The organism is Flagellimonas spongiicola, assembly GCF_023502425.1.
Lineage (GTDB): Bacteria > Bacteroidota > Bacteroidia > Flavobacteriales > Flavobacteriaceae > Flagellimonas > Flagellimonas spongiicola.
This window is the reverse complement of the sequence record NZ_JAMFMA010000001.1, coordinates 1288753-1310475: the sequence shown is the minus strand read 5'-3', so window position 1 is coordinate 1310475 and position 21723 is coordinate 1288753. Positions and strand designations below refer to the sequence as shown.

Here is a 21723-nt window from a genome sequence, read left to right as displayed (position 1 = left end):
TGCAATTATGAATTCGGATAAAAAAGGAATCAATACAATTTGTATTCACGAAGGTGGTGTTGAGGACGTTGTGTTCAAAGGCGCCACCTCCCCTTTATATATGAGTACGTCCTATGCCTTTGAGGATGTTGACGTAAAACGTTACCCAAGATATTACAATACCCCAAATCAAGAGGCTTTAAGTAAAAAGTTGGCAACCCTTGAGCACGCAGAGGAAGCCATGATATTTGGAAGCGGAATGGCAGCGATTAGTACAGCGCTTATGACTTTCTTGCAAGCGGGTGATCATGTGGTGTTTCAGCAAACCTTATATGGAGGAACCTATAATTTTGCGGTTAAGCAATTGGAACGATTTGGTATTGCGTACACGTTTACTGAAGGATGGAATGTAGAAGATTTTCAAGCTGAAATAAAGTCTAATACGAAATTGATTTACATTGAGACCCCATCCAATCCTTTATTGACGATTACGGATTTAAGTGCTATAGTAGGTCTTGCAAAGAAAGAAGGTATCATGACCATGATCGACAATACTTTTGCCAGTCCAATCAATCAGAACCCAATAGATTTTGGAATTGATGTGGTTTTACATAGTGCGACTAAATACATGGGCGGGCATTCAGATATCTGCGCTGGAGTGATTGCATCAACAAAGGCCAACATGGAAAAAGTCTTTGAAACCGCAATTTGTTTTGGCGGAAGCTTGAGTGAATATACGGTTTGGCTTTTAGAACGAAGTCTAAAAACAATGGGATTGAGAGTGAAAGCCCAAAGTACAAACGCCTTGCAAATGGCGGAATATTTGGTGACCAATCCAGATGTTGTAAACGTACATTACCCCGGTTTAACATCACATCCAGACCATGAATTGGCAAAATCGCAGATGCATGCCTTTGGCGGAATGTTGACATTTGAACTGCATCATGACATTGATGTGTCGCTATTTTTTAAACAGTTGAAAATGATTAAACCCTCTATGAGTCTTGCTGGTGTGGAAAGCACGGTTTCTTCCCCGGTTCAGACATCTCACGCATTAATGAGTGCTGACGATAGGGAAAAACAAGGAATCAATGAATTTTTGGTCCGCTTTTCTTTAGGTATTGAAGATATTGACGACTTAGTAGCGGATATTGAACAAGCTATTGCCAAGATTAGGTCCTTGCAAGTACATGCATAATCACATTACATGAAGTTAGATATTTTAGTTTTTGGTGCACATCCGGATGATGCGGAATTAGGTGCCGGGGGTACTATTGCCAAAGAAATTTCCAGAGGAAAAAAAGTTGGAATCGTTGATCTTACAAGAGGTGAATTGGGTACTAGAGGATCTGCGGATATTAGGGATTCAGAGGCTGCTGCCGCTGCCAAAATATTGGGTGTAACGGTACGTGAAAACCTTCAATTTGCGGATGGATTTTTCGTGAACGACAAATCGCATCAATTGGAAGTAATCAAAATGATTAGGAAATACCAACCTGATATAGTACTCTGCAACGCAGTTGATGATCGTCATATTGATCATCCAAAAGGCAGCCAATTGGTAAGTGACTCCTGCTTTTTAAGTGGTTTGATAAAAATAGACACCAAGGCTGAAGGTGATGAACAATGGCAAGATCCTTGGCGACCAAGAGCGGTATACCATTTTATCCAATGGAAAAATTTAGAACCCGACTTTGTAGTTGATGTTACCGGATTTATCGAAAGGAAGAACGAAGCAATATTGGCTTACAGCTCTCAGTTTTTTGATCCTAATAGCGACGAACCGGAAACACCGATCAGTAGTAAGAATTTTATCGACAGTGTTACTTATAGGGCACGCGACTTGGGCAGGATGGTTGGCGTTGAATACGCTGAAGGTTTTAATGTGGAGCGCTTTGCCGCAGTTGATAACCTAGATGCGTTGATTTAACTAGCGCGCTGGTATTTGTCTTCTGCCTTTGGAACAGTAAAGAAGAAAGTAGTCCCTTTTCTTAAGACACTTTCAACCCATATTTCACCCTTGTTCTTCAAAATCATCTCTTTGCAAAGGGATAATCCTAATCCGGTTCCACGTTCGTTATTGGTTCCGTAAGTGGTAATATTGGTAGAATCCGTAAAGATTTTCTTTTGGATTTCTTTGTTCATGCCTATACCGGTATCCCGTATCATGATTTGCCAAACATTTCGTTTTTCTTCAGCTTCAATGGTAATCAAACCATTTTCTGGGGTGAACTTGATCGCATTGCTTAACAAATTTCGAATGACAATATCCATATGGTTTTGATCGGCCCAACCCATAGGGTTTTCAGGAAGCTGATTAATGACTTTTATGGATTTTCCAGAGGCAACTTCAGATAACAATTGAATGTTACTGTTCACCAATTTATCCAATGAAATACGCTTGGGCTTTGTGGCAACACCATTCAGTTGGGTTTGTCCCCAAGACAACAAGTTGTTTAGAGTAAAGGAAATGTTTTCAATATCAGATTTGAATTTTGGTATAAACGACATGAATTCATCTTTTCCAATTTCGCCATCTGTAAATAATTTTAGCATGGCCTGCATAGCACCAATAGGTCCCCTAAGATCATGGCCAATTATTGAAAACAACTTGGTTTTAGTGCGGTTTATTTCATGCAGTTCCGTTTCCCTTTGGCTTACTACTTCTGATTTTTGATGCAACTCAACATTAAGTTTCTTTTGAATCCTTGCATTTCTACGCACCATAAAAGTAATTACACTCAGGACCAAGAGAATGGTAATAGCCAAATAAATGTAGTTCTGCTGTTTGGCTAAAGCCATTTTGTTTGACTTGATCAGCTGTTCCTTTTCTTGCTCATATTGCAATTTGGTCTTGAGCATGGAAAGACTTTGACGATTTTTATCACGGAATAAAGAATCAGACAGGGATTTGAAATTCTCCAAGTGAATCAACGCCGTTTGGGTATCTTCCTCGTTTTTGTAGAGCTTGTAAAGTGTTTCAGAGCATTCCATCTGCCCTTGGAGGGATTTTATGTTTTTGGATAGTTGCAACCCTTCCTTGGCATATGCCATTGAAAGACTATCCTTGCCCAATCCCAGATAGACTTTGGCCATGCCATTGAGTAGCTGTATTTTTTCTCGGTCGTCATCCAACTCCAAATGGAGCAAATTACTTTGGTCAAACCAATACAATGCCCATTGGTACTTCTTTTGCTCTAGGTAAATACTTCCTTTTACCTGATAGGCGTAAGCCAACCATTCATATATTTTATGCTTTTCAAAACTTGCAATACTCTTGTTGATATTGAACATTGCATGATCAAAGTTTTTGGCATCTTTATACATGGATGCCATATTACTTTGTGTTTCGGCATGAATTACTTCGTTCCCCAATTCCCTGTTTAAGGACTGTACGGTATCATAATAGATTTCTGCGTTGGCAAAATCTTTTTGATCCGCATAAAGCGTGGCAATGTTTTCATTAAGAATGGAGAGCATTTGATTGCTACCTACTTGTTTTGCTACATCTATTCCCTTAAGGTAGAGATTTAAAGCTTCGGCAACGTTCCCTTCATAATAGTAATCATTGGACAACGAGTTAATGATATTTAATTCACACTCCTTGTCCCCGGTCTTTATGGATAGCTCCAAAGCTTGCTTAAATAGAGGCATTGATTTCTTACGGTTACCCTGATCTGAATAATAACTACCTAGATTTTCCAGAGCCATGATCTCACCATGTTGGTAGCCCACCGATTGACTAAATTTTAACGCACGGTTAGAAAGTTTGGCAACGCTGTCGTTATTGAAAAATCGATACGACTTTGCCAAATCAATCATCAAGTTGATATGGGTAGTGTCTTTGGTATCAAAACGATTTGTGGTATGAAGACGTTTGTATCGAAATGCCAAGCTGTCCCTTTTAGAAACCTGGGCCTTGAGCGGAAATGAAAAAAGCAAAATCAGGGTGAATATGGTAATTTTACCAACAAAGGTTTTGATTCCTGGGTTCTGCAATTTTTGGGACATGAGGCTGTAATCTAATTAGATATAAAAATAGCTTGGAGTAGGGGGCAAGGAAATTAATTGTTGTGAACGTCCAATATTTGTGTGTTTTATCCGACAAAAAGTGCATTTCATCGATGATTTGGCAATATTGGGCTTTAATATGAGATTTGTTGACTTTTAAGACTCACACATATTGGATCCTGAACCAGAGACTTTATTTACAACCATTAACTAAATGCTTGATCAAATGAAGCTTATAATTTAGGGTCTAAAATATTACAGGGTTAAATGTAATTTCCTTTGTTGAAAGAAATAAAAAAAGTATTTTTGCCTCCGCTTAAATGGTGGTTGTAGCTCAGTTGGTTAGAGCGCTGGATTGTGGTTCCAGAGGTCGCCGGTTCGAACCCGGTCTTCCACCCATAAAAAAAGCCCTCCAATTTGGAGGGCTTTTTTAGTTTTGAAGCCTTATTTTGCGGGTTTATCCACAATAACTTTATTTTCCCTATTGGCGACTTCCCATGCCGTATGGAAAATCAATCGGGTTCTATTCTCCAAAAGATCGTAGTTGATTTTATCAGGGGTATCACCAGGTCTGTGATAATCCTCATGTGTCCCATTAAAATAAAAGATGATTGGAATGTTGTTTTTTGCAAAATTGTAATGGTCACTGCGATAATAAAAGCGATTTGGATCATTTTCATCATTGTATTTATAATCCAATTCAAGCTGTGCATATTTGGAATTGATCTCTTCTGAAAGATTATGCAATTCCGTACTCAACTTATCAGACCCAATCAAGTAAATATAATTTCTGTCACCATTGCGATCTGGGTCAATTCTGCCTATCATATCTATGTTAAGATTTGCCACCGTCTGATTTAATGGTAGCAACGGCTCAATATCCGTATAGTACTGTGAACCCAACAAGCCTTTTTCTTCTCCCGTAACGTGTAGCAATACAATAGATCGTTTTGGGCCATTTCCAGCATCTGATGCCTTTTTGAAAGCTTCCGCAATTTCGAGTAGCGCTACGGTACCTGAACCATCATCATCTGCCCCGTTGTTTATTTGACCGTCAGCTGTCATTCCAATGTGATCTAAATGCGATGATACAATGACATATTCATCAGGTTTTTCAGAGCCTTTGATTATGGCAGCCACGTTTTCCGAATCAATTTCCGTACTGGAACTTTTTACATCAAATTTAATATTGACAGCGATAGTTTTTGGAGTATCATCAGTTTCAATATCCGCTTTTATGTCGGCTACGGATTTTTTGTTCAACATAACAAGTATTTGACTCGGACTACTGTCTTTCAGGCTCATCTGTCCACTTTTGTTGTTGCTCATGTAGGTAAAATAACGTTTGTAACGTCCAAAATTATCCGTGTCATAATAAAGCACTCCTTTTGCACCTTTTTCATAGGCTAAGGATGATTTTTTACCTACACCTTCGCTCATGTTGCCCCATGCAGATTTTTCTTTGGTTCCAGAAAGCACATAGTTTCCATCGGCATCCTTTGGTTCACCAGCTTTTATCAATACAAGTTTATCCTTTACATCAATAGTAGTGTAGTCAGAGTAGGTGCCTTCCTCTATGCCAAACCCAACATAAGTGAGTTCAACATAATCCCCAACAGCCTCAGAAAATGTCAATACATCATCGCCTAGACCATAATCGGAGCCGTTTAAGGTTATGGTTCCTTCAGGTACTTGGGCAATTTCCAATGGAACTTTTTGTAAATAATCCCCATCAGATTTAACTGCGGGAACATTTATATTTTCATAATATGATTTTATATAGTCTACTGCCTTTTTCTGTCCCGGTTTACCAGTTTCCCGTCCTTCAAACTCATCTGATGCGTACACGTAAAGATGCTTCTTTAAATCGTCTTGTGTAATAGTGGAGGCATAAGTTACAGGGTCAGGGTCCTTGGTTACGGTAGTTACATTTTCAATCGTTTTTTGTGAACTGTTACAGGAAATGTAAAACCCTGCGAGTAGAATAAGTATAAATCTCATTTTAAGAATTTTGTCTAATAGTCTGCCAAAAATAACAAACTCAAATTATCCAATTGTCCAGATATCGAATTATGCGATATCATTTAAATACTTTGTTGGACTGGTTCCCTTGATATCTTTAAAGGTTTTGTTGAAGTTGGAAATGGAATTGAATCCGGAACTGTTTGCTGCTTCAATTATAGATATATCTTTTTTTTCCATTAAAATCTGACATACATGCTCTACACGAATTTCATTTAGGAATGAAAAAAAGGTCTTGTTGGTGCGTTGTTTGAAAAACCTACAAAATGCATTAGGGGTCATATGAACAAGTTTAGCAATTTTATCCAGTGTGATTGTCTGATGAAAATTCGCCATGACAAAATCAAAGACCGTGCGTAGGCGTTCTCCGTGATCTAAGGATAAATCCTTGGAATGAACAAATACGGAGAGCCGCTCTTTTTGCATTTGACTCATTTCCTTTAGTATGCTCATTAGGGAAACAAAACGGTAAAAGTTACTCTGACCGAACATTCGCTCCATGGTTTGAGCCAGCGCAGCATTGGCATCCCTTAGTTTAAATCCAGTATTGGCGAATTTGAAAAACGGTCTGAGTTCATCCATTTCCTGTAAGTCAAAGAAAGAAGCGCCAAAAGAATCCAATGAAAAGAAAACAGAGTGCATTTCAACTTTTTCTTGATCAATTGCACTCTTGAACAAATGTGGAATACGACTGCCAATTACAAAGTAATTTCCGCTGCTAAATGAATAGACACTATCACCAACAATCAATTTGCCATTTCCTTTTAGCATATAACTTATTTGGATTTCCTCATGTTGATGCAGCTTATCATAAAAAGCTTTTCCTTCATCTTTTTGCACCACAATATTGGCACCAGGTTTTTTAGGTATCTTAAAGGAGTATACTTTCATATTCGCATAAATTACCTTCTATATAGGATAAAAATATAAAATGAGGTAATATAATGGAAGTATCAGCTAATTTTAAGGAATATTAGACTCATAATGCCATCTACTTTTGTAAAAAACTTTTTAGATGACAAACTTTAGTTGGAAAGGGGTAATGCCCGCTGTTACCACGAAATTTACAGATGCGGATATGTTGGATCTTGATATGTTCACGACAAACATCAATGCACAGCTAGAAGCTGGTGTGCACGGGATTATTCTTGGAGGAACTTTGGGAGAAGCCAGTACGCTTGACACTGAAGAAAAGAAAATACTTGTTGAGCATACAGTTAATTTGGTTGATGGAAAAGTTCCTGTGGTCATGAACATCGCGGAGCAATCAACAAAAGAAGCAATTAAAGCGGCGGAACGTGCCCAAGACCAAGGTGCATCTGGATTAATGGTTTTACCTCCAATGCGATACAAGTCAACGGATTATGAAACCGTAGCTTATTTTAAGGCCATAGCTTCTTCCACTTCATTGCCAATAATGATTTACAATAATCCGGTTGACTATAAAATAGAAGTGACTTTGGATATGTTTGAAGAACTGTTGAAACATGATAACATTCAAGCCGTTAAGGAATCCACAAGGGATATTACGAATGTGATCCGAATCCGAAATCGTTTTGAGGATAGATTAAGCATTTTATGCGGTGTTGATACTTTGGCAATGGAGAGTTTGGTCATGGGTGCTGATGGATGGGTAGCTGGGTTAGTATGTGCTTTCCCTAGAGAAACCGTTGCCGTTTATGAGTTGGTAAAAGCAGGTAGAATTGAAGAAGCCAGTAGAATTTATAATTGGTTCATGCCGTTGTTGGAATTGGATATCAATCCACAATTGGTACAGAATATTAAACTTGCCGAAGTAGCTACGGGTATTGGTACTGAAAATGTTCGGTTGCCAAGATTACCATTGCAAGGCGATGAACGTAACCGTGTCTTGTCGATTATTGAAGAAGGTGTAAAAACCAGACCAATTATTCCTAATATTTAATGAGCGTACATACATATAAATGCATAGATGCGCATACGTGTGGTAATCCGGTTCGACTAGTTGTTGATGGAGGGCCGGAACTCCAAGGTAATTCTATGGAGGAAAAGCGTCAGCATTTTCTTAAAGAATATGATTGGGTTCGTACTGGGTTAATGTATGAACCTCGTGGCCATGATATGATGAGTGGGAGTATATTGTATCCACCACATGACCCCGCAAACGATGTTGCTGTTTTGTTCATAGAAACCAGTGGCTGTCTTCCCATGTGCGGACATGGAACCATAGGAACTATGACCATAGCTCTGGAAGAAGGATTGATAAAGCCTAAAAAAGAAGGTAAAGTCAATTTGGAAACACCGGCAGGTTTGGTTGAAATTGATTACTTGAAGGAGAAGGATAAGGTGAAATGGGTTCGTATTACCAATGTAAAAAGTTATTTGGCAGGTCAAAACCTAAAAATTGAATCCAGTTTTCTTGGGGAACTACAATTTGATGTGGCCTATGGCGGTAATTTTTATGCCATTGTTGATCCGCAGACCAACTTTTCTGGAGTACAGGATTTTTCAGCAGGAGAACTCATTCAATTTTCCCAAGAACTTCGTTCAAGAATCAATACAAAATACCCGGGTCATTTTGTGCATCCAGAAAATTCTGCCATCAATAAGGTAAGCCATATGCTATGGACGGGAGCACCTATAAATTCCAATTCTTCGGGAAGAAATGCTGTATTCTATGGTGACAAGGCAATTGACCGTTCCCCTTGCGGAACGGGCACATCGGCTCGTATGGCACAGCTTTATGCCAAGAATCTATTAAAAATTGGTGATGAATATATCCATGAAAGCTATATAGGTTCTACATTTGTGGGAAAGGTGGAAAAGGAAACCGTTTTGGATGGACATAAAGCCATAATCCCTAGCATACAGGGTTGGGCAAAAGTGTATGGAAGAAATACCATTACCATTGACACTGAAGACGATCCTTACGCCCATGGTTTTCAAGTAATATAATATGGCATCTAACAAAAGTGTGTTGATTGTTGGTGGTGGCATTGTTGGATTGTCCACCGCTTATTTTTTGCAAAAAAAAGGACATGATGTTACGGTTCTGGATATGTCCAATATGGATTCTGGGGCCTCCTATGTGAATGCGGGATATATTACTCCCAGTCATATTGTTCCCTTGGCTTCACCAGGCATGATTTCCAAAGGAATCAAATACATGTTCAATTCATCAAGTCCATTTTACATGAAACCGAGGCTGGACTTAGATTTCATGAAATGGGCTTGGTATTTTAAAAAATCATCCACCAAAGAAAAAGTACAACAAGCAATGCCTGTTATTATGGACATTAACTTGCTTAGCCGTGAGTTGTACAAAGCGATTTGGGATTCTGGCGATTTGGGTGAATTTCATATGGAGCGAAAGGGGCTCTTAATGATGTACCAAACCAAAAAAGAACGTGATCATGAAAAGGAGGTTGCAGATCGCGCTAGGGACATGGGCTTGGTGGTAAATCATTTGGACTTGGACGGCCTAAGCGTATTGGAACCCAATGTTGAACTCAATGTAAAAGGAGCTTTTCACTACGAATCTGATTGGCACACTACCCCGCACCAGATTATGGAGCGAATGATCAAGCACCTTCAAAAAAGTGGTGTAAAAATCCATAAAAATGAAACCGTTGAGGATGTAATACAGACGGATGGCAAACTTACCGGTGTGCAAACCAATAAATCTGAGTACGCAGCTGATGATGTGGTATTTGCAGCTGGGTCATGGACATCTAATTTGTCAAAAAAACTAGGGGTTCGTTTACCGTTACAAGCCGGAAAAGGATATCGTATAAATGTGGAAACGCCTACCAACATTTCAATGCCGGCGATTCTCATGGAAGCTAAGATGGCGGTCACTCCAATGGATGGATTTACGCGATTTGCAGGAACCATGGAGTTTTCCGGAATCAACAGTAAAATTCGTAAAGAAAGGGTGGAGGCTATTGCACAAGGTGCAGCTAGATATTACAAAGGTGTGAAAATTCCAGATAGCGATAAACAGAATGCGCAATGTGGCCTAAGACCGGTTTCGCCTGATGGTTTACCTTACATCGGAACATCCAAGAAGCACAAAAATCTTCATATTGCCACAGGACATGCTATGATGGGTTGGAGCTTAGGCCCGGCCACTGGTAAATTGATTACTGAATTGATTTCCGAAGAAAAATTGTCCATGAATATCGATCCCTTCAATCCTCATCGTAAATTTTAGATAAGTGGCATCCTTTTTGTTTTACTATTGTAACTTTTCGAATTAATTTTGAAGTATGATAGGAAGATACTTAATTGTTTTACTGCTTTTGATGAATTTCCCAACCAATGGGCAGGAAATCCAATTGCTTACAGTTAAGGATTTTGATTTAGTTGGTCCTGTGAAATCCTGCCTTGTGATTACGGATTATGGTCGTGAGCTTTTTGAATTTGATAAGCAAGGCTATTTGATTAAAACGGTTACTCAATACAACGAAACAGACCAGGACATTACCTACTTTAAGTATGAAAACGACCATCTTGTGGAAAAAAGGATGGAAAGTTACAAGGACAATATGTTGGATGCTTCGACGTCGATGGTAAATTTTTACGCTAGGGATAGTTTGCAGCCACAAAAGCTATATGAAAAGATTGTTTCCTACGATAAAGAGTTCCTAGAGCAACAGGAATATGAATTTGATGAAGAAAATCGATTGGTGAAGATAACGACTTCCAACGCAGAGGGTGTAGATGAAAGCACCGTACAATATGAACCGTATAAAAATGAACTTACCACGAGTTATTTGCACAACGGGATATTGGAAAAATCAATTCGTACTTCTGAAAAGAAAACTGTGCAAGGGTACCTTAAAATTGAGCTTACCAAAGATTTCATTGATGGCGAGCCTAACAAAGCCTGTGAAAAAACGGTTCATGATGATGGGCGTTTAGCTTCAGAGGAGTACTTTGCCTATAATGTTTCTGAAAAGGAGTTTCAGTCTGAACGAAAGTTGATCTATGAATACGATGCAGAGGGAATTCTTGAAAAGGTAACTACAAAAACCGCTAATGCTGTTGCCGTCAAGGAGTTTATCTTCCAATTTGACAGCAATCCGGAAAAGAACTGGATAAAAAAAATCGTCACCCCGGATAATACCTATTCAACCAGAAGGATAGCGTATTATAAACCTGAAGAAATAGAAGAAAGCCAAGAACCTAATTAAGTTCCAGTAAATCCCAAAGGTTGCCGTATAGATCTTCAAAAACCACCACGGTGCCATATGCTTCTTCTCTAGGTTTTTCCTTAAAGATAACACCCTTGGTTTTCATTGATTTATAATCACTCCAGAAATCGGAAGTATGTAAGAACAGGAAAACCCTACCGCCAGTTTGATTACCAATGGCAGATTCTTGTCTTGCACCAACAGCTTTTCCAAGTACCAAGCCACATTCCGCGTTTTTAGGTCCTACAACCACCCATCTTTTACCGTCCCCCAAATCAACATCTTGGTGCAATTCGAAGTTTAAAACGCCTACATAGTACTTTATTGCTTCGTCATAATCCCTCACTACAAGGGAAACATTGCTCAACTGTCTTTTGATTTCGTTCATTTTATAAAATAATTTCTTCCAATAATTCGGGCTTCACTTCATGGCCGCCTTCAAAATTGATTATCTCTGCTTTTCCATCAAACAATGCATTTACTTTATCCAATTCCGTTTGCCTTCGTTCAGGTGTAAGATAAATATCGGTGGAACCGTAAACGAGTTTGATTTTAGAAGAACCCAAATCCATAAAAGCAAAGTCCTTTTGCCGAAGTTCATTAGGAATGCTTCCAGCATATAAAATCAACCTACTACATGTTATTTTCCGACTTACCATCCATCGACTCACGATGGAAACACCTTGACTAAAACCAAACAATATTAGATTGGCATTTTCTGGTATTTGTTCCGATTCAAACACAGCATCCACATAGTTCAAAACATTTGCGGTTTCCATAGCAGTGTTTTCCTTGGTCAACCAACTTGCTCCCACATACTTGAATTCATCTTTCAAATAATATTTAGAAGGAGCTTGGGGTACAATTATATAGTTTTCTTTAGCATCAAGTTTTGAAAAATACCGAATGAAATAGCGACTCAAGTAACCCATTCCATGAAAAATCAACCAGACATTTTTGGTCTTTGGATTGAGTTGATTCAATGTTTCATACGTGTTTTGGGTCGTGTAAGCGACCTTCTTCTCAATGGAACCCATAAACTTTCTATAATGCGATACCTTTGCGTAATTTTACGAAAATTACAGGTATGAATGAACACAAAGCCAAGATTCTTGAAGTATGCAATGGCATCTGCAAGAATACGCTTATGGAAACTTTGGACATCACCTATGTTGATGTAGGAGAGAACTATTTAGTGGCTCGTATGCCGGTGACCGCAAAAGTGCACCAGCCAGATGGTGTTTTGCATGGTGGAGCATCAGTTGCACTTGCTGAAAGTGTTGGTAGTGCGGCTAGTTATGTTTTCTTGGATGGGCAAGAATTTTTTGTGAGAGGCATTGAGATTTCTGCTAACCATGTCAAATCCATTCGTGAAGGTTTTGTTTTTGCAAAGGCCTCAATTATCCATAAGGGCAGAACTACCCAATTATGGGAAATAAAAATCACCAACGAAGAAGGAGACTTAATTTCCAATTGTAAACTTACTACTATTGCCTTACCAAGAAAATAGGGAATTTCAAAGCGTACTTGATGAGTTAGACCAATGCGCTGAAAATGGGCAACCATTTGCCATATTTCGAAAACCGGATGAAAAAAAGGTCATTGCCGTAATTCAAAAGGATAGTACCAAGTACGAACTCGATTTTAATACCCAAGGCTTTGTATTTGCACCTTTCAATTGGGCCGATAACGCACTTTTAATAAAGGCAGATAAGGTAGAATGTACCGAATATATGGATGCTTCCCTGGTTCAACAGTCCACCAGAGCTTTGTCAGAAAAGGGGAGGGTTTCCCACATAAATCTGGTGCAAAAGGCTATTGATGAAATTGAAGTAGGGAGCATGGAAAAAGTAGTGCTCTCACGTAAAATTGAAGAACCTTTTAATGAATCCGCTTTTACCGTATTTGAAACCTTGTTGAAATCGTATGGCAGTGCTTTTTGTTATTTGATTTATCATCCACAATTTGGGTTTTGGTGCGGTGCAACGCCAGAATCATTGGTTCAAATTGCTGACAATAGGATAGAGACAATGGCATTGGCAGGAACCTTACCTCATATTTCTGGTATTTCGCCACAATGGGGTACTAAAGAAATTGTGGAACAGGAAATGGTTAGTACGTATATTTTAGAACAACTTTCCGATTTAACAGACTCCTTGACCCTGGACAAGGTCGAATCAGTTAGAGCAGGTAATCTCTGGCATTTGAAATCTTCAGTACATGCAGTTATGGCCAAAGATACGACCATTGACCAAGTAGTTTCTGCGCTACATCCAACCCCAGCTGTTTGCGGTATCCCAACAGCAAAGGCAAAGGCTTTTATCAATGCTAACGAAGGTTACGATCGCACATTTTATACAGGCTTTTTAGGCGAAATAAATATTTCTGGCCCAAGCGATATCGCGCTGTATGTCAACTTAAGATGTATGAAATTGGAACGGGGTATAGCAACCTTATTTGTTGGTGGTGGGATCACGGATGCCTCGGAACCCGAAAAGGAATGGATTGAGACACAAAACAAAAGTCGTACAATGCTCAATATCTTGTTGGATGACATCTAAATTAGTTAGGTCATAAACCCATTGGGGCGTATTTTTGTAAACCATGATGTATTCAAACATTCCGTCCGCTCAAACGCTGGTCTTATTCTTTCAATCTTGGGGGATTAAAAACATCATAATATCCCCAGGATCACGAAATGCCCCACTTACCTTGGGATTTACCAAGAATCCGTATTTCAATTCGTATAGCATAGTTGATGAACGTTGTGCGGCCTTTTTTGCATTAGGCATGGCGCAACAGCTAAAAGAGCCTGTTGCTGTTGTATGTACTTCGGGTAGTGCAATGTTGAATTACTATCCAGCCGTAGCTGAGGCGTTTTACAGTGATGTTCCGCTTATCGTGGTTTCAGCGGACCGACCGGGCGACAAAATAGATATTGGAGATGGACAGACCATTCGCCAAGAAAATATTTTTGAAAAGCATATTGGGTATTCTGCAAACCTAAAGCAGGATGCTGCACATAGTAGACCAAATAAAATAGCCGAATCTCAATTATCGATTCAAGGCTACAATGAGCGTGAGCTTGGTAAGGCGCTGCGGATGGCCATAGAGACCTCATCACCTGTCCATGTCAACATACCCTTTGAAGAGCCGCTTTACGGTTTGACCGATCATCAAGACGTACATATTCCATTGCACGAAGAAGACGTACATAAGGAAGATACCATAGTTGATTGGAACAAATTCAAACGTATTTGGGAAGGTTCCGGTCAGAAAATGGTTTTGGTCGGCGTTAATCCGCCCAACCATATTGAACAGGAAATCTTGAACTTGCTTGCTACTGATGAAAGTGTTATCGTTTTTACGGAAACAACTTCCAACGTTCACCATGAGCGCTTTTTTCCTAGCATTGATAGCATTATAGCTCCAATTGAAAAGTCCACCAATCAAGAAGTGCTTTTCCAAAAATTACAACCTGAGGTGCTAATTACTTTTGGCGGCTTGATCGTTTCCAAAAAGATTAAGGCTTTTCTAAGAACGTATCAGCCGAAACAGCATTGGCACATTAATCCCAAAAAAGCCTACGACACTTTTTTCTGTTTGACTGATCATGTGAAAATGGACTTCAACCTGTTCGTCAAAGCGTTGTACTCCGACACAAAAGTTGTAGCTAGTGGTTATCAAAAAGATTGGTTGAAAACCAAGTCAGACTATGAGCGTAAGCGAACAGAATATCTCGGAAAAATAGCATTTTCTGATTTTGCAGCTTTTAATGTTATCCAAAAGGCCATACCTACATCGTACCAGGTACATTTGGCCAATAGTTCAACAGTACGTTACACACAGTTGTTTCCAATGGACTCCTCCTTGGCGGTTTATTGCAACCGGGGGACTAGTGGTATAGATGGCAGTACTTCCACCGCAATAGGTGCTTCAATTCATCATGACAATCCAACACTTTTACTAACGGGTGATTTGAGTTTTTTTTATGATAGCAATGGACTTTGGAACCAGTATATCAGATCAGACTTTAGAATAATTTTAATCAACAATTCGGGAGGAGGTATCTTTAGGATATTGCCTGGGTTTGAGGAAACTGAGGAATTCTCTACCTTCTTTGAAACCCAACACAGTCGAGAGGCCTCACATCTTGCCGCTATGTATCAATTTGAATATAAAAAGGTTGCAACCAAGAATGCCTTGGAAAATGCCCTGTCTGAATTCTTCGAAAAATCCGAGCAACCTAAAATACTTGAGGTGCTAACCCCAAGGGCATTAAACAACAAAATTTTGCTTGACTATTTCGATTTCATATCTTAGTTTTCATTGTTGATTAACCATAAATAACAAACCATTGACCATGAGTAAAAGAGATGAATTAATCGTTAAGTACGCGCAAGACATCAAGGATAAATTTGGTGAAAATCCGGATATGGATTTATTGACCAAAGTAACCATAGGCTTGGGACCTTCCATTTATAATTTGGATGCTTCTAAGGTATCGGGATCAGATGAAAAGGAGTTGGATACGGTAAAGAACAACTATCTTATAAATAAGTTGGGATTGGATGACAGTGACGCATTGATGGACGCCATAAATGGAGTCATTGACAAGTATGGACGTTCAGACAAAAACAAGCATAGAGCCGTAATTTACTATATGCTTTGTAAACAATTTGGAAAACAATCTGTCTATAATTAGAAGAAAGATTTAATTGTAAAACCGGCTTTAGTGGAATCCATGGAGTCGGTTTTTTTATACCCACAAATTAAGGACTACATTTGCCGAATGATAGTGCTAGGAAATTACAATACACTAAAAGTCCTGAGAAGTACGAGAATTGGTCTTTTTTTGGGTGATGGGGAAGGAACAGAAGTTCTTCTGCCCAATAAGTATGTTCCCGAAGATTTTGAAATTGATATGGATTTGCAAGTGTTCTGCTATTTAGACAGTTCAGAACGGCCAATAGCTACAACCTTGACTCCATTGATTACACGTAATTCGTTTGCTTTTTTAAAGGTAGTTGAAGTAGGTGCATATGGGGCTTTTGTGGATTGGGGTTTGGAAAAACATCTATTGGTGCCGTTTCGTGAACAACAAACTCGGATGGAAGAAGGTAAATCCTATGTGGTGTATTGTTATTTAGATGAAGAATCATTTAGATTGACTGGTTCCACTAGAATCAATAAATTTCTTTCCAATGATGGAGTTGACTTCACAACTAATGCAGAGGTTGATATTTTGATTGCGCGGAAATCCCCTTTAGGATGGGAGACCATAATAGGTAACGCGCACAAAGGACTAATTTTTGACAGTGATGTGTTCCGCCCAATAGCAATTGGCGACCGCATGAAAGCCTACATCAAAAATGTGAGGGAGGATAATAAAATTGATTTATCCTTACAGCCAATTGGTGCCAAGATGTTGGAACCTACAGCTCAAATTATCTTGGAAAAATTAATAACGAGCAACGGTTTTTTGGGTCTGCATGACAAATCTAGTCCCGAAGCAATTCAGGAAGCGTTGCATTTAAGCAAAAAAGCATTCAAAAAAGCCATAGGTACTTTGTATAAAGAACGAAAAATCGTGATTAAGGATGATGGTATCTATCTGACCTAAATTTTCAATAAGAAATATGTTGCCAATTTGTTGAAGGATTTCATACCGATGCGTTTTTTTCTTTCACCAAAAATTATACATTTGTAATACTGTGTATTAACTTATTGACAGCTATATATTTAGCTAGAATACGAAATTAGAATTTACTGAATGCCATTTATAGAGGAAAGTGATTTATTGGATCTACACAAAGACATTGATAAAGCCCAAATTATCAATGAAAGACTATTAGATCAAATAAAGTATAAGAATAAAGATTTACGTAAAATCAAACTACAACGTAATATACTTTTGGGCTTTACCGCCTTGTTTGTAGTTGGGACTTTGGCAATTACTTCGTTCACGGCTGGATTGAGCAGCAAGAACTCATTCGAAAATCAAAATAACCTGTTGGTATCCATTGATAGCTTGGATGCAATCAAAACTAGAATCGACAATCTTAAACTGCAAAATGAAGAGTTGAGCTTGGTAAGTGAATTTTACCTCGCAAAAGCTTTCTTGGAAAAGGAAAAGATATATTCTGTACAGGTTAAATCCTTTGTGGATAACAATGTGACTTTAGCTTCTGAAGCGTTGACCAACACCCTTTTTGTAAAAACCAATCCTTTTTACGCCTATTCCTTAGGAAATTTCGAAACCTTGGGTGAAGCACAAACTTTTAGGCGGCAATTGGTGAATATGGGTTTCACAGATGCGTTTGTAGCGTCCTATCAAGATGGTAAAAGAGTCCAAATAGAAGATCCTTACTAATCTTGGGCAACATCAAAGCTTGGATTCAAGCCGCAAGACTGCGCACGCTTCCACTTTCTTTATCGGGTATTATAGTTGGAACCGCTTTGGCGAGTTTTCATGGGTATTTTAATTCCACCATCTTTATCTTGGCACTACTCACAACTATTGCATTTCAGATTACGTCCAATTTTGCAAATGATTATGGGGATGGTGTCAAAGGAACAGATAACGAAGATAGAATTGGGCCTGCACGCGCACTACAAAGTGGAACCATATCCCGCAAAGATCTCAAAACCGGGATAATCATCGCTGTAGCTCTTAGCCTGATCTTGGCGTTAGCATTGATTTATGTGGCGTTCGGAATTGAGAATTTGAAATACATTTTGCTTTTCTCAATACTTGGTATATTCAGTATTTGGGCGGCAATAAAATACACGATGGGTTCCAATCCCTATGGATACAAAGGTTTAGGCGATGTTTTTGTTTTCTTTTTTTTTGGACTATTGGGCGTATTAGGCAGTTTGTTTTTATACACCAAGTTTTTAAACTGGGAATCTATTTTACCAGCAGGGGCAATAGGATTGATGTGTGTTGGCGTTCTCAACCTCAATAACCTAAGAGACATAGTATCTGATAAGAAACATGGTAAAAACACGCTGGTAGTGAAAATGGGATTTGAAAATGGTAAACGTTATCATTTCTTCCTGATAATCGTTTCTTTTTTATCTTTTCTTGTCTTTTCTTGGTTAAAAATAGATGGACCTTTCAATTGGTTTTACCTCTTGGCGTTTGTTCCTGTTTTCATTCACCTGATAAAAGTAATGCGAACAAAAGAGCCAATAATGTTGGATAGTGAACTTAAAAAATTAGCGCTAAGTACCTTTTTGCTATCCCTTCTATTCTTAATTTCAGTTAAGTTTTTTTTGTAATTTTGATTTACAACCCACTAAACATTAGTCAATTTGGAACACCCCATTAAAATACTTATTGTAGAGGATAACGTAATAATTGCAGATGATATGCAATCCATGCTCGAGGAAATTGGGTATGAAATTGTTGACAATGTAATCGTTTACGAACAGGCAGTTGAAGTTCTTAAGAACAATCATGTAGACCTTGTTCTGATCGATATTATTCTTGCATCAGACAAAACAGGAATAGACCTAGGAAAACATATTAGGGACGTTTACAATATTCCATTCATCTTTGTTACCTCTAACTCGGATAGGGCCACAGTTGAGAATGCCAAAACAGTAAAACCTGATGGTTACCTAGTAAAACCCTTTGAGCAACAAGACCTGTACACTTCCATTGAAATAGCATTATCCAATTTCGATTATTCGAGAAAAGAGAAAAGCAAGGAGATTGCCGGAAATGAAGGTGACACCTTTACCTCCAATTCTGTTTTAAAGGATTCCATTTTTGTGAAGAAACAGCATTTGTATTATAGAATTCAGTTTACCGATATTCAATTTATAAAAGCTGATAATGTGTATTTGGAGGTAAATACGGTTGATAAAAAGTTCTTGGTACGTTCGCCATTAAAGGACTATCTGGAAAAGTTACCTAAAAATAAATTTTACAGAGCACATAAGTCTTACATAGTCAATGTAGATCATATTGATGCAATCAATTCAAAGGATATAATGATCAATAACAATTTGATTCCGATATCAAAGGATTTTAAAGAGTTTATTATTTCCTCTATGAACAGCTAAATAGATTCCTGCGACTATTGTAATAAAGTAAAGTGCCTTAGGGCACTTTTTTTATATCACCTTACCTGATATTCCGATTACCACAACTTTGGATGAGTTCACAACAATAGTTTCGTTCATTGAAACCCTGCCTGTACTTTAGCAGTGTAATTAATTAAGAAAAGTAATTTTTTCATTTTCATATAGTGTTCTCGTAAAAGGGTCTTGTCGGTTTCGGCAGGACCTTTTTGGTTTGGAACAGTTTATAGTACATTACCTTACTCCATGAAATGCACAAAACATCGGTAAAAGGTGTGTTTGCATACGCTCGGATGGGTTTCACAACAGAAAACGGCACTTTCACAACAATACCGAACAAGTCTTTTGGAATGGATTTAATTTTGTTTGGATTCCTACGTTTAAATAGTAGAGTCACTAAACGACAAATAACAGAATTAGAGTATAAATCCGAAATCTTCACAAGCACTACCCGTTCAATCAATGATGCATAACCTCAAATTAATCACAGCTTTATTTTTTGTACTGTTATTGAACGTTTCTGCTCAAACCTCAGACACTGATGAGGTAAGTGTTTTAACCGAATTTCAGAATACGAACGGTTCCCAAAATCGTTTTGAGGTGTTTTTCAACTCCGTAAACAGATATAATATAAACTCTGCATACGATTGGTTGGATACGGTGAAAGTGTATTTGTCCAATGCTCAAAAAACTAGCGATACAACGGCAATCGCCCTTTATAAAATCATGGAAACCCAATTGTATAATGACCTGGGGGAGTATGATAAAAGTGTAGCATTGGCGATGGAATTGTATGGGCAAAAGGACGATTTACAGAATAGTGCCCGAAAAAGGGTTTTGGATGTATTGGACGACAATTATTCCAACCTTCAACTCTATGACAAACAAATTGAAATTCGAAAACAAAAACGTGAACTGGGTTACACAGACAACGTTGCGTTTTATGATATCTACAGCAATCTAGGGCTACATCGTAAAGCTCGGAATCAATACATTATGGAGGTTAAGCCAACCATTGCGGACAATGATTCCTATGGATTGGCCAAATACCACAGCAAGGTTGGAAATTATTTAAGATTGGATAATTCTGCACCCACTGCTTTGAGCGAGCTTAAAAAGGCAAAAGCCTATCTCGATGTCTTTATCAATGATATTTCCAAAGAAAAAACAGAAGAGCAACTTTTTGAAAGTGAACTTTTAAAAGCTGAAATAGAAGGAAATATTGGGAAATGCCATGTGTTGCTCAGTCAATATGAAGAAGCGATTCCTCTTTTGGAAAATAGTATAGAAATACTGAATTCTTCATCCAATAAGATGCATAAAGGTGAGATAATTGATAACACCCTGAACCTTGCGGATGCCAACATACAATTGGAGCGATATAGAGATGCAAAAAGAAGTTTGGATATCGACTTTGAGAATATAAGCATGCTGCAGAGTATCAAAAGAAATAGTCTATTGGCAGCTTATTATGATAAAATTGAAAACTTCCGCAGTGCAGCTACCTACTATAAGCGAAACGAGCGTATAAAGGACTCATTGGCGGTTAAACAATCCTCAATCATTAAACAACAATTGGTCACCATTGTTGCAAATGAAGACTTGGAAAACTCACAACGCCTAATTGATGAGCAAAAACGAATCAACGAATTGGCACGGAGCGAAATGAAAGCAAAGGATGAACGAATAAACCTTGTATTCATATCGCTCATATTTACGTTACTTGGGTTTGCTGGTCTAGTCTATGCCTATTTGAAAAGTATCAAAAACCAAAGATTGATTGCAGAACAAAAGCATATCATTGAAAATGCTTTGGTAGAAAAGGATTCCCTATTGAAGGAAATCCATCACCGTGTGAAAAACAATTTGCAGATGGTATCCAGTTTGTTGAGTTTACAAACTAAAAATACCCGCAGTAAATCCGCAATAGAAGCTCTGGAGGAAGGAAAAAGTAGGGTAAAGGCCATGGCCTTGATCCATCAAAAACTTTATCAGAATGATGATCTATCCGTGATCGAAATGCAAGGTTACATTGAGAGTTTGATCAATAGTGTACAATCCGTTTACAAAAAAGGTGGGCATAATATAAGTATCACCATTGATGCTGAGGGAACTGAATTGGACATTGATCGTGCAATCCCTTTTGGGTTGATTTTGAACGAGTTGGTCTCAAATTCATTCAAATATGCGTTTCCGGAAAATGATGAAAATGGTAAGATTTACATTCATTTACGAAAGAATGGAGAACAAGGTTACTTTGAGTACACTGATAATGGTGTAGGGCTTCCGGATGATGCTGATGAACGCGCACATTCTTCAATGGGTATTCGATTAATGAACCGATTGGTAAATCAATTACAGTCAAAATTGAACATAGATAAGGCAAGCGAAGGCGTACGATTCTGGTTCAATTTTAGCTAATCCGATTTCAGCCAAAATTGGTTTC

The 21723-nt window shown here is 38.3% G+C and carries 20 protein-coding genes and 1 tRNA gene; 16 read left to right on the top strand and 5 right to left on the bottom strand.

Annotated elements, in window-relative coordinates; translation table 11 throughout:
• Nucleotides 1-7: 7 nt before the first annotated feature.
• Both M3P19_RS06135 and bshB1 read left to right on the top strand, forming a co-directional pair.
• Nucleotides 8-1177: a trans-sulfuration enzyme family protein gene (locus M3P19_RS06135; protein WP_249656752.1), complete on the top strand. Its 1170-nt coding sequence runs from the start codon at nt 8-10 to the stop codon at nt 1175-1177.
• A gap of 9 nt (nt 1178-1186) precedes the next feature.
• Complete coding sequence (gene bshB1 / locus M3P19_RS06130; protein WP_249656751.1) at nt 1187-1909, top strand: bacillithiol biosynthesis deacetylase BshB1; 723 nt, start codon at nt 1187-1189, stop codon at nt 1907-1909.
• On the opposite strand, the gene M3P19_RS06125 is transcribed toward bshB1, so the two are convergent.
• Nucleotides 1906-3990 carry a tetratricopeptide repeat-containing sensor histidine kinase gene (locus M3P19_RS06125; RefSeq protein WP_249656750.1) on the bottom strand — a complete coding sequence of 695 codons (2085 nt, stop codon included), beginning with the start codon at nt 3988-3990 and terminating at the stop codon, nt 1906-1908. The genes bshB1 and M3P19_RS06125 overlap by 4 nt on opposite strands.
• Nucleotides 3991-4312: 322 nt before the next feature.
• On the opposite strand from M3P19_RS06125, the gene M3P19_RS06120 reads away from it, so the two are divergent.
• Nucleotides 4313-4388, top strand: a tRNA-His gene (locus M3P19_RS06120).
• 46 nt (nt 4389-4434) lie between these two features.
• Here the strand turns inward: M3P19_RS06120 and M3P19_RS06115 are convergent.
• Entirely contained in the window at nt 4435-5991 is a 1557-nt protein-coding gene (locus tag M3P19_RS06115) for a M28 family peptidase (protein ID WP_249656749.1), read from the bottom strand.
• Between the two features lie 69 nt (nt 5992-6060).
• A complete protein-coding gene (locus tag M3P19_RS06110) occupies nt 6061-6903 on the bottom strand; it encodes a helix-turn-helix domain-containing protein (protein ID WP_249656748.1) in 843 nt (280 codons plus the stop codon).
• A 124-nt stretch (nt 6904-7027) separates the two neighbouring features.
• Here M3P19_RS06110 and M3P19_RS06105 point away from each other — a divergent pair, with 124 nt between their 5' ends.
• From M3P19_RS06105 to M3P19_RS06090, 4 genes are read left to right on the top strand one after another with little or no spacing between them, the layout of a single operon-like run.
• Complete coding sequence (locus tag M3P19_RS06105; protein ID WP_249656747.1) at nt 7028-7936, top strand: dihydrodipicolinate synthase family protein; 909 nt, start codon at nt 7028-7030, stop codon at nt 7934-7936.
• A complete protein-coding gene (locus M3P19_RS06100) occupies nt 7936-8946 on the top strand; it encodes a 4-hydroxyproline epimerase (protein WP_249656746.1) in 1011 nt (336 codons plus the stop codon). Before M3P19_RS06105 ends, M3P19_RS06100 begins: the two co-directional genes overlap by 1 nt.
• 1 nt (nt 8947) lies before the next feature.
• Nucleotides 8948-10204: an NAD(P)/FAD-dependent oxidoreductase gene (locus M3P19_RS06095; RefSeq protein WP_249656745.1), complete on the top strand. Its 1257-nt coding sequence runs from the start codon at nt 8948-8950 to the stop codon at nt 10202-10204.
• Nucleotides 10205-10259: 55 nt separating this feature from the next.
• Nucleotides 10260-11186 carry a hypothetical protein gene (locus tag M3P19_RS06090; protein WP_249656744.1) on the top strand — a complete coding sequence of 309 codons (927 nt, stop codon included), beginning with the start codon at nt 10260-10262 and terminating at the stop codon, nt 11184-11186.
• On the opposite strand, the gene M3P19_RS06085 is transcribed toward M3P19_RS06090, so the two are convergent.
• Together M3P19_RS06085 and M3P19_RS06080 are read right to left on the bottom strand one after the other, a co-directional pair.
• Nucleotides 11179-11574 carry a VOC family protein gene (locus M3P19_RS06085; RefSeq protein WP_249656743.1) on the bottom strand — a complete coding sequence of 132 codons (396 nt, stop codon included), beginning with the start codon at nt 11572-11574 and terminating at the stop codon, nt 11179-11181. The genes M3P19_RS06090 and M3P19_RS06085 overlap by 8 nt on opposite strands.
• Nucleotide 11575: 1 nt before the next feature.
• On the bottom strand, nt 11576-12223 hold the full coding sequence (locus M3P19_RS06080) for an alpha/beta hydrolase (protein ID WP_249656742.1): 648 nt from the start codon (nt 12221-12223) through the stop codon (nt 11576-11578).
• Between the two features lie 50 nt (nt 12224-12273).
• Between M3P19_RS06080 and M3P19_RS06075 the strand changes: the two genes are divergently transcribed.
• From M3P19_RS06075 to M3P19_RS06035, 9 genes are all read left to right on the top strand, one after another.
• On the top strand, nt 12274-12696 hold the full coding sequence (locus tag M3P19_RS06075) for a PaaI family thioesterase (RefSeq protein WP_283777906.1): 423 nt from the start codon (nt 12274-12276) through the stop codon (nt 12694-12696).
• Nucleotides 12677-13747 carry a chorismate-binding protein gene (locus M3P19_RS06070; RefSeq protein ID WP_249656741.1) on the top strand — a complete coding sequence of 357 codons (1071 nt, stop codon included), beginning with the start codon at nt 12677-12679 and terminating at the stop codon, nt 13745-13747. The genes M3P19_RS06075 and M3P19_RS06070 overlap by 20 nt, the downstream gene beginning before the upstream one ends.
• A 43-nt stretch (nt 13748-13790) precedes the next feature.
• The gene (menD, locus tag M3P19_RS06065) at nt 13791-15509 is read left to right on the top strand and encodes a 2-succinyl-5-enolpyruvyl-6-hydroxy-3-cyclohexene-1-carboxylic-acid synthase (RefSeq protein ID WP_249656740.1); all 1719 of its coding nucleotides are present in this window, start codon (nt 13791-13793) and stop codon (nt 15507-15509) included.
• 40 nt (nt 15510-15549) lie between these two features.
• The gene (locus M3P19_RS06060) at nt 15550-15891 is read left to right on the top strand and encodes a DUF2853 family protein (RefSeq protein ID WP_249656739.1); all 342 of its coding nucleotides are present in this window, start codon (nt 15550-15552) and stop codon (nt 15889-15891) included.
• A gap of 87 nt (nt 15892-15978) precedes the next feature.
• Nucleotides 15979-16809 (top strand): CvfB family protein, encoded by an 831-nt coding sequence (locus tag M3P19_RS06055; RefSeq protein ID WP_249656738.1) that lies wholly within the window; start codon nt 15979-15981, stop codon nt 16807-16809.
• A 150-nt stretch (nt 16810-16959) separates the two neighbouring features.
• Complete coding sequence (locus M3P19_RS06050; RefSeq protein ID WP_249656737.1) at nt 16960-17559, top strand: SPOR domain-containing protein; 600 nt, start codon at nt 16960-16962, stop codon at nt 17557-17559.
• A 2-nt stretch (nt 17560-17561) separates the two neighbouring features.
• The gene (locus M3P19_RS06045) at nt 17562-18470 is read left to right on the top strand and encodes a 1,4-dihydroxy-2-naphthoate polyprenyltransferase (RefSeq protein WP_249656736.1); all 909 of its coding nucleotides are present in this window, start codon (nt 17562-17564) and stop codon (nt 18468-18470) included.
• Between the two features lie 33 nt (nt 18471-18503).
• A complete protein-coding gene (locus M3P19_RS06040; protein ID WP_249656735.1) occupies nt 18504-19259 on the top strand; it encodes a LytR/AlgR family response regulator transcription factor in 756 nt (251 codons plus the stop codon).
• A gap of 480 nt (nt 19260-19739) precedes the next feature.
• The gene (locus M3P19_RS06035; protein ID WP_249656734.1) at nt 19740-21698 is read left to right on the top strand and encodes a histidine kinase dimerization/phosphoacceptor domain -containing protein; all 1959 of its coding nucleotides are present in this window, start codon (nt 19740-19742) and stop codon (nt 21696-21698) included.
• The last annotated feature ends 25 nt before the right edge of the window (nt 21699-21723 follow it).

Bases quoted from the DNA above. Each gene is read 5' to 3' on its own strand.
- M3P19_RS06135 (WP_249656752.1), top strand. From the start codon at position 8: ATGAATTCGGATAAAAAAGGAATCAATACAATTTGTATTCACGAAGGT.
- bshB1 (WP_249656751.1), top strand. From the start codon at position 1,187: ATGAAGTTAGATATTTTAGTTTTTGGTGCACATCCGGATGATGCGGAA.
- M3P19_RS06125 (WP_249656750.1), bottom strand. From the start codon at position 3,990: ATGTCCCAAAAATTGCAGAACCCAGGAATCAAAACCTTTGTTGGTAAA.
- M3P19_RS06115 (WP_249656749.1), bottom strand. From the start codon at position 5,991: ATGAGATTTATACTTATTCTACTCGCAGGGTTTTACATTTCCTGTAAC.
- M3P19_RS06110 (WP_249656748.1), bottom strand. From the start codon at position 6,903: ATGAAAGTATACTCCTTTAAGATACCTAAAAAACCTGGTGCCAATATT.
- M3P19_RS06105 (WP_249656747.1), top strand. From the start codon at position 7,028: ATGACAAACTTTAGTTGGAAAGGGGTAATGCCCGCTGTTACCACGAAA.
- M3P19_RS06100 (WP_249656746.1), top strand. From the start codon at position 7,936: ATGAGCGTACATACATATAAATGCATAGATGCGCATACGTGTGGTAAT.
- M3P19_RS06095 (WP_249656745.1), top strand. From the start codon at position 8,948: ATGGCATCTAACAAAAGTGTGTTGATTGTTGGTGGTGGCATTGTTGGA.
- M3P19_RS06090 (WP_249656744.1), top strand. From the start codon at position 10,260: ATGATAGGAAGATACTTAATTGTTTTACTGCTTTTGATGAATTTCCCA.
- M3P19_RS06085 (WP_249656743.1), bottom strand. From the start codon at position 11,574: ATGAACGAAATCAAAAGACAGTTGAGCAATGTTTCCCTTGTAGTGAGG.
- M3P19_RS06080 (WP_249656742.1), bottom strand. From the start codon at position 12,223: ATGGGTTCCATTGAGAAGAAGGTCGCTTACACGACCCAAAACACGTAT.
- M3P19_RS06075 (WP_283777906.1), top strand. From the start codon at position 12,274: ATGAATGAACACAAAGCCAAGATTCTTGAAGTATGCAATGGCATCTGC.
- menD (WP_249656740.1), top strand. From the start codon at position 13,791: ATGATGTATTCAAACATTCCGTCCGCTCAAACGCTGGTCTTATTCTTT.
- M3P19_RS06060 (WP_249656739.1), top strand. From the start codon at position 15,550: ATGAGTAAAAGAGATGAATTAATCGTTAAGTACGCGCAAGACATCAAG.
- M3P19_RS06055 (WP_249656738.1), top strand. From the start codon at position 15,979: ATGATAGTGCTAGGAAATTACAATACACTAAAAGTCCTGAGAAGTACG.
- M3P19_RS06050 (WP_249656737.1), top strand. From the start codon at position 16,960: ATGCCATTTATAGAGGAAAGTGATTTATTGGATCTACACAAAGACATT.
- M3P19_RS06035 (WP_249656734.1), top strand. From the start codon at position 19,740: ATGATGCATAACCTCAAATTAATCACAGCTTTATTTTTTGTACTGTTA.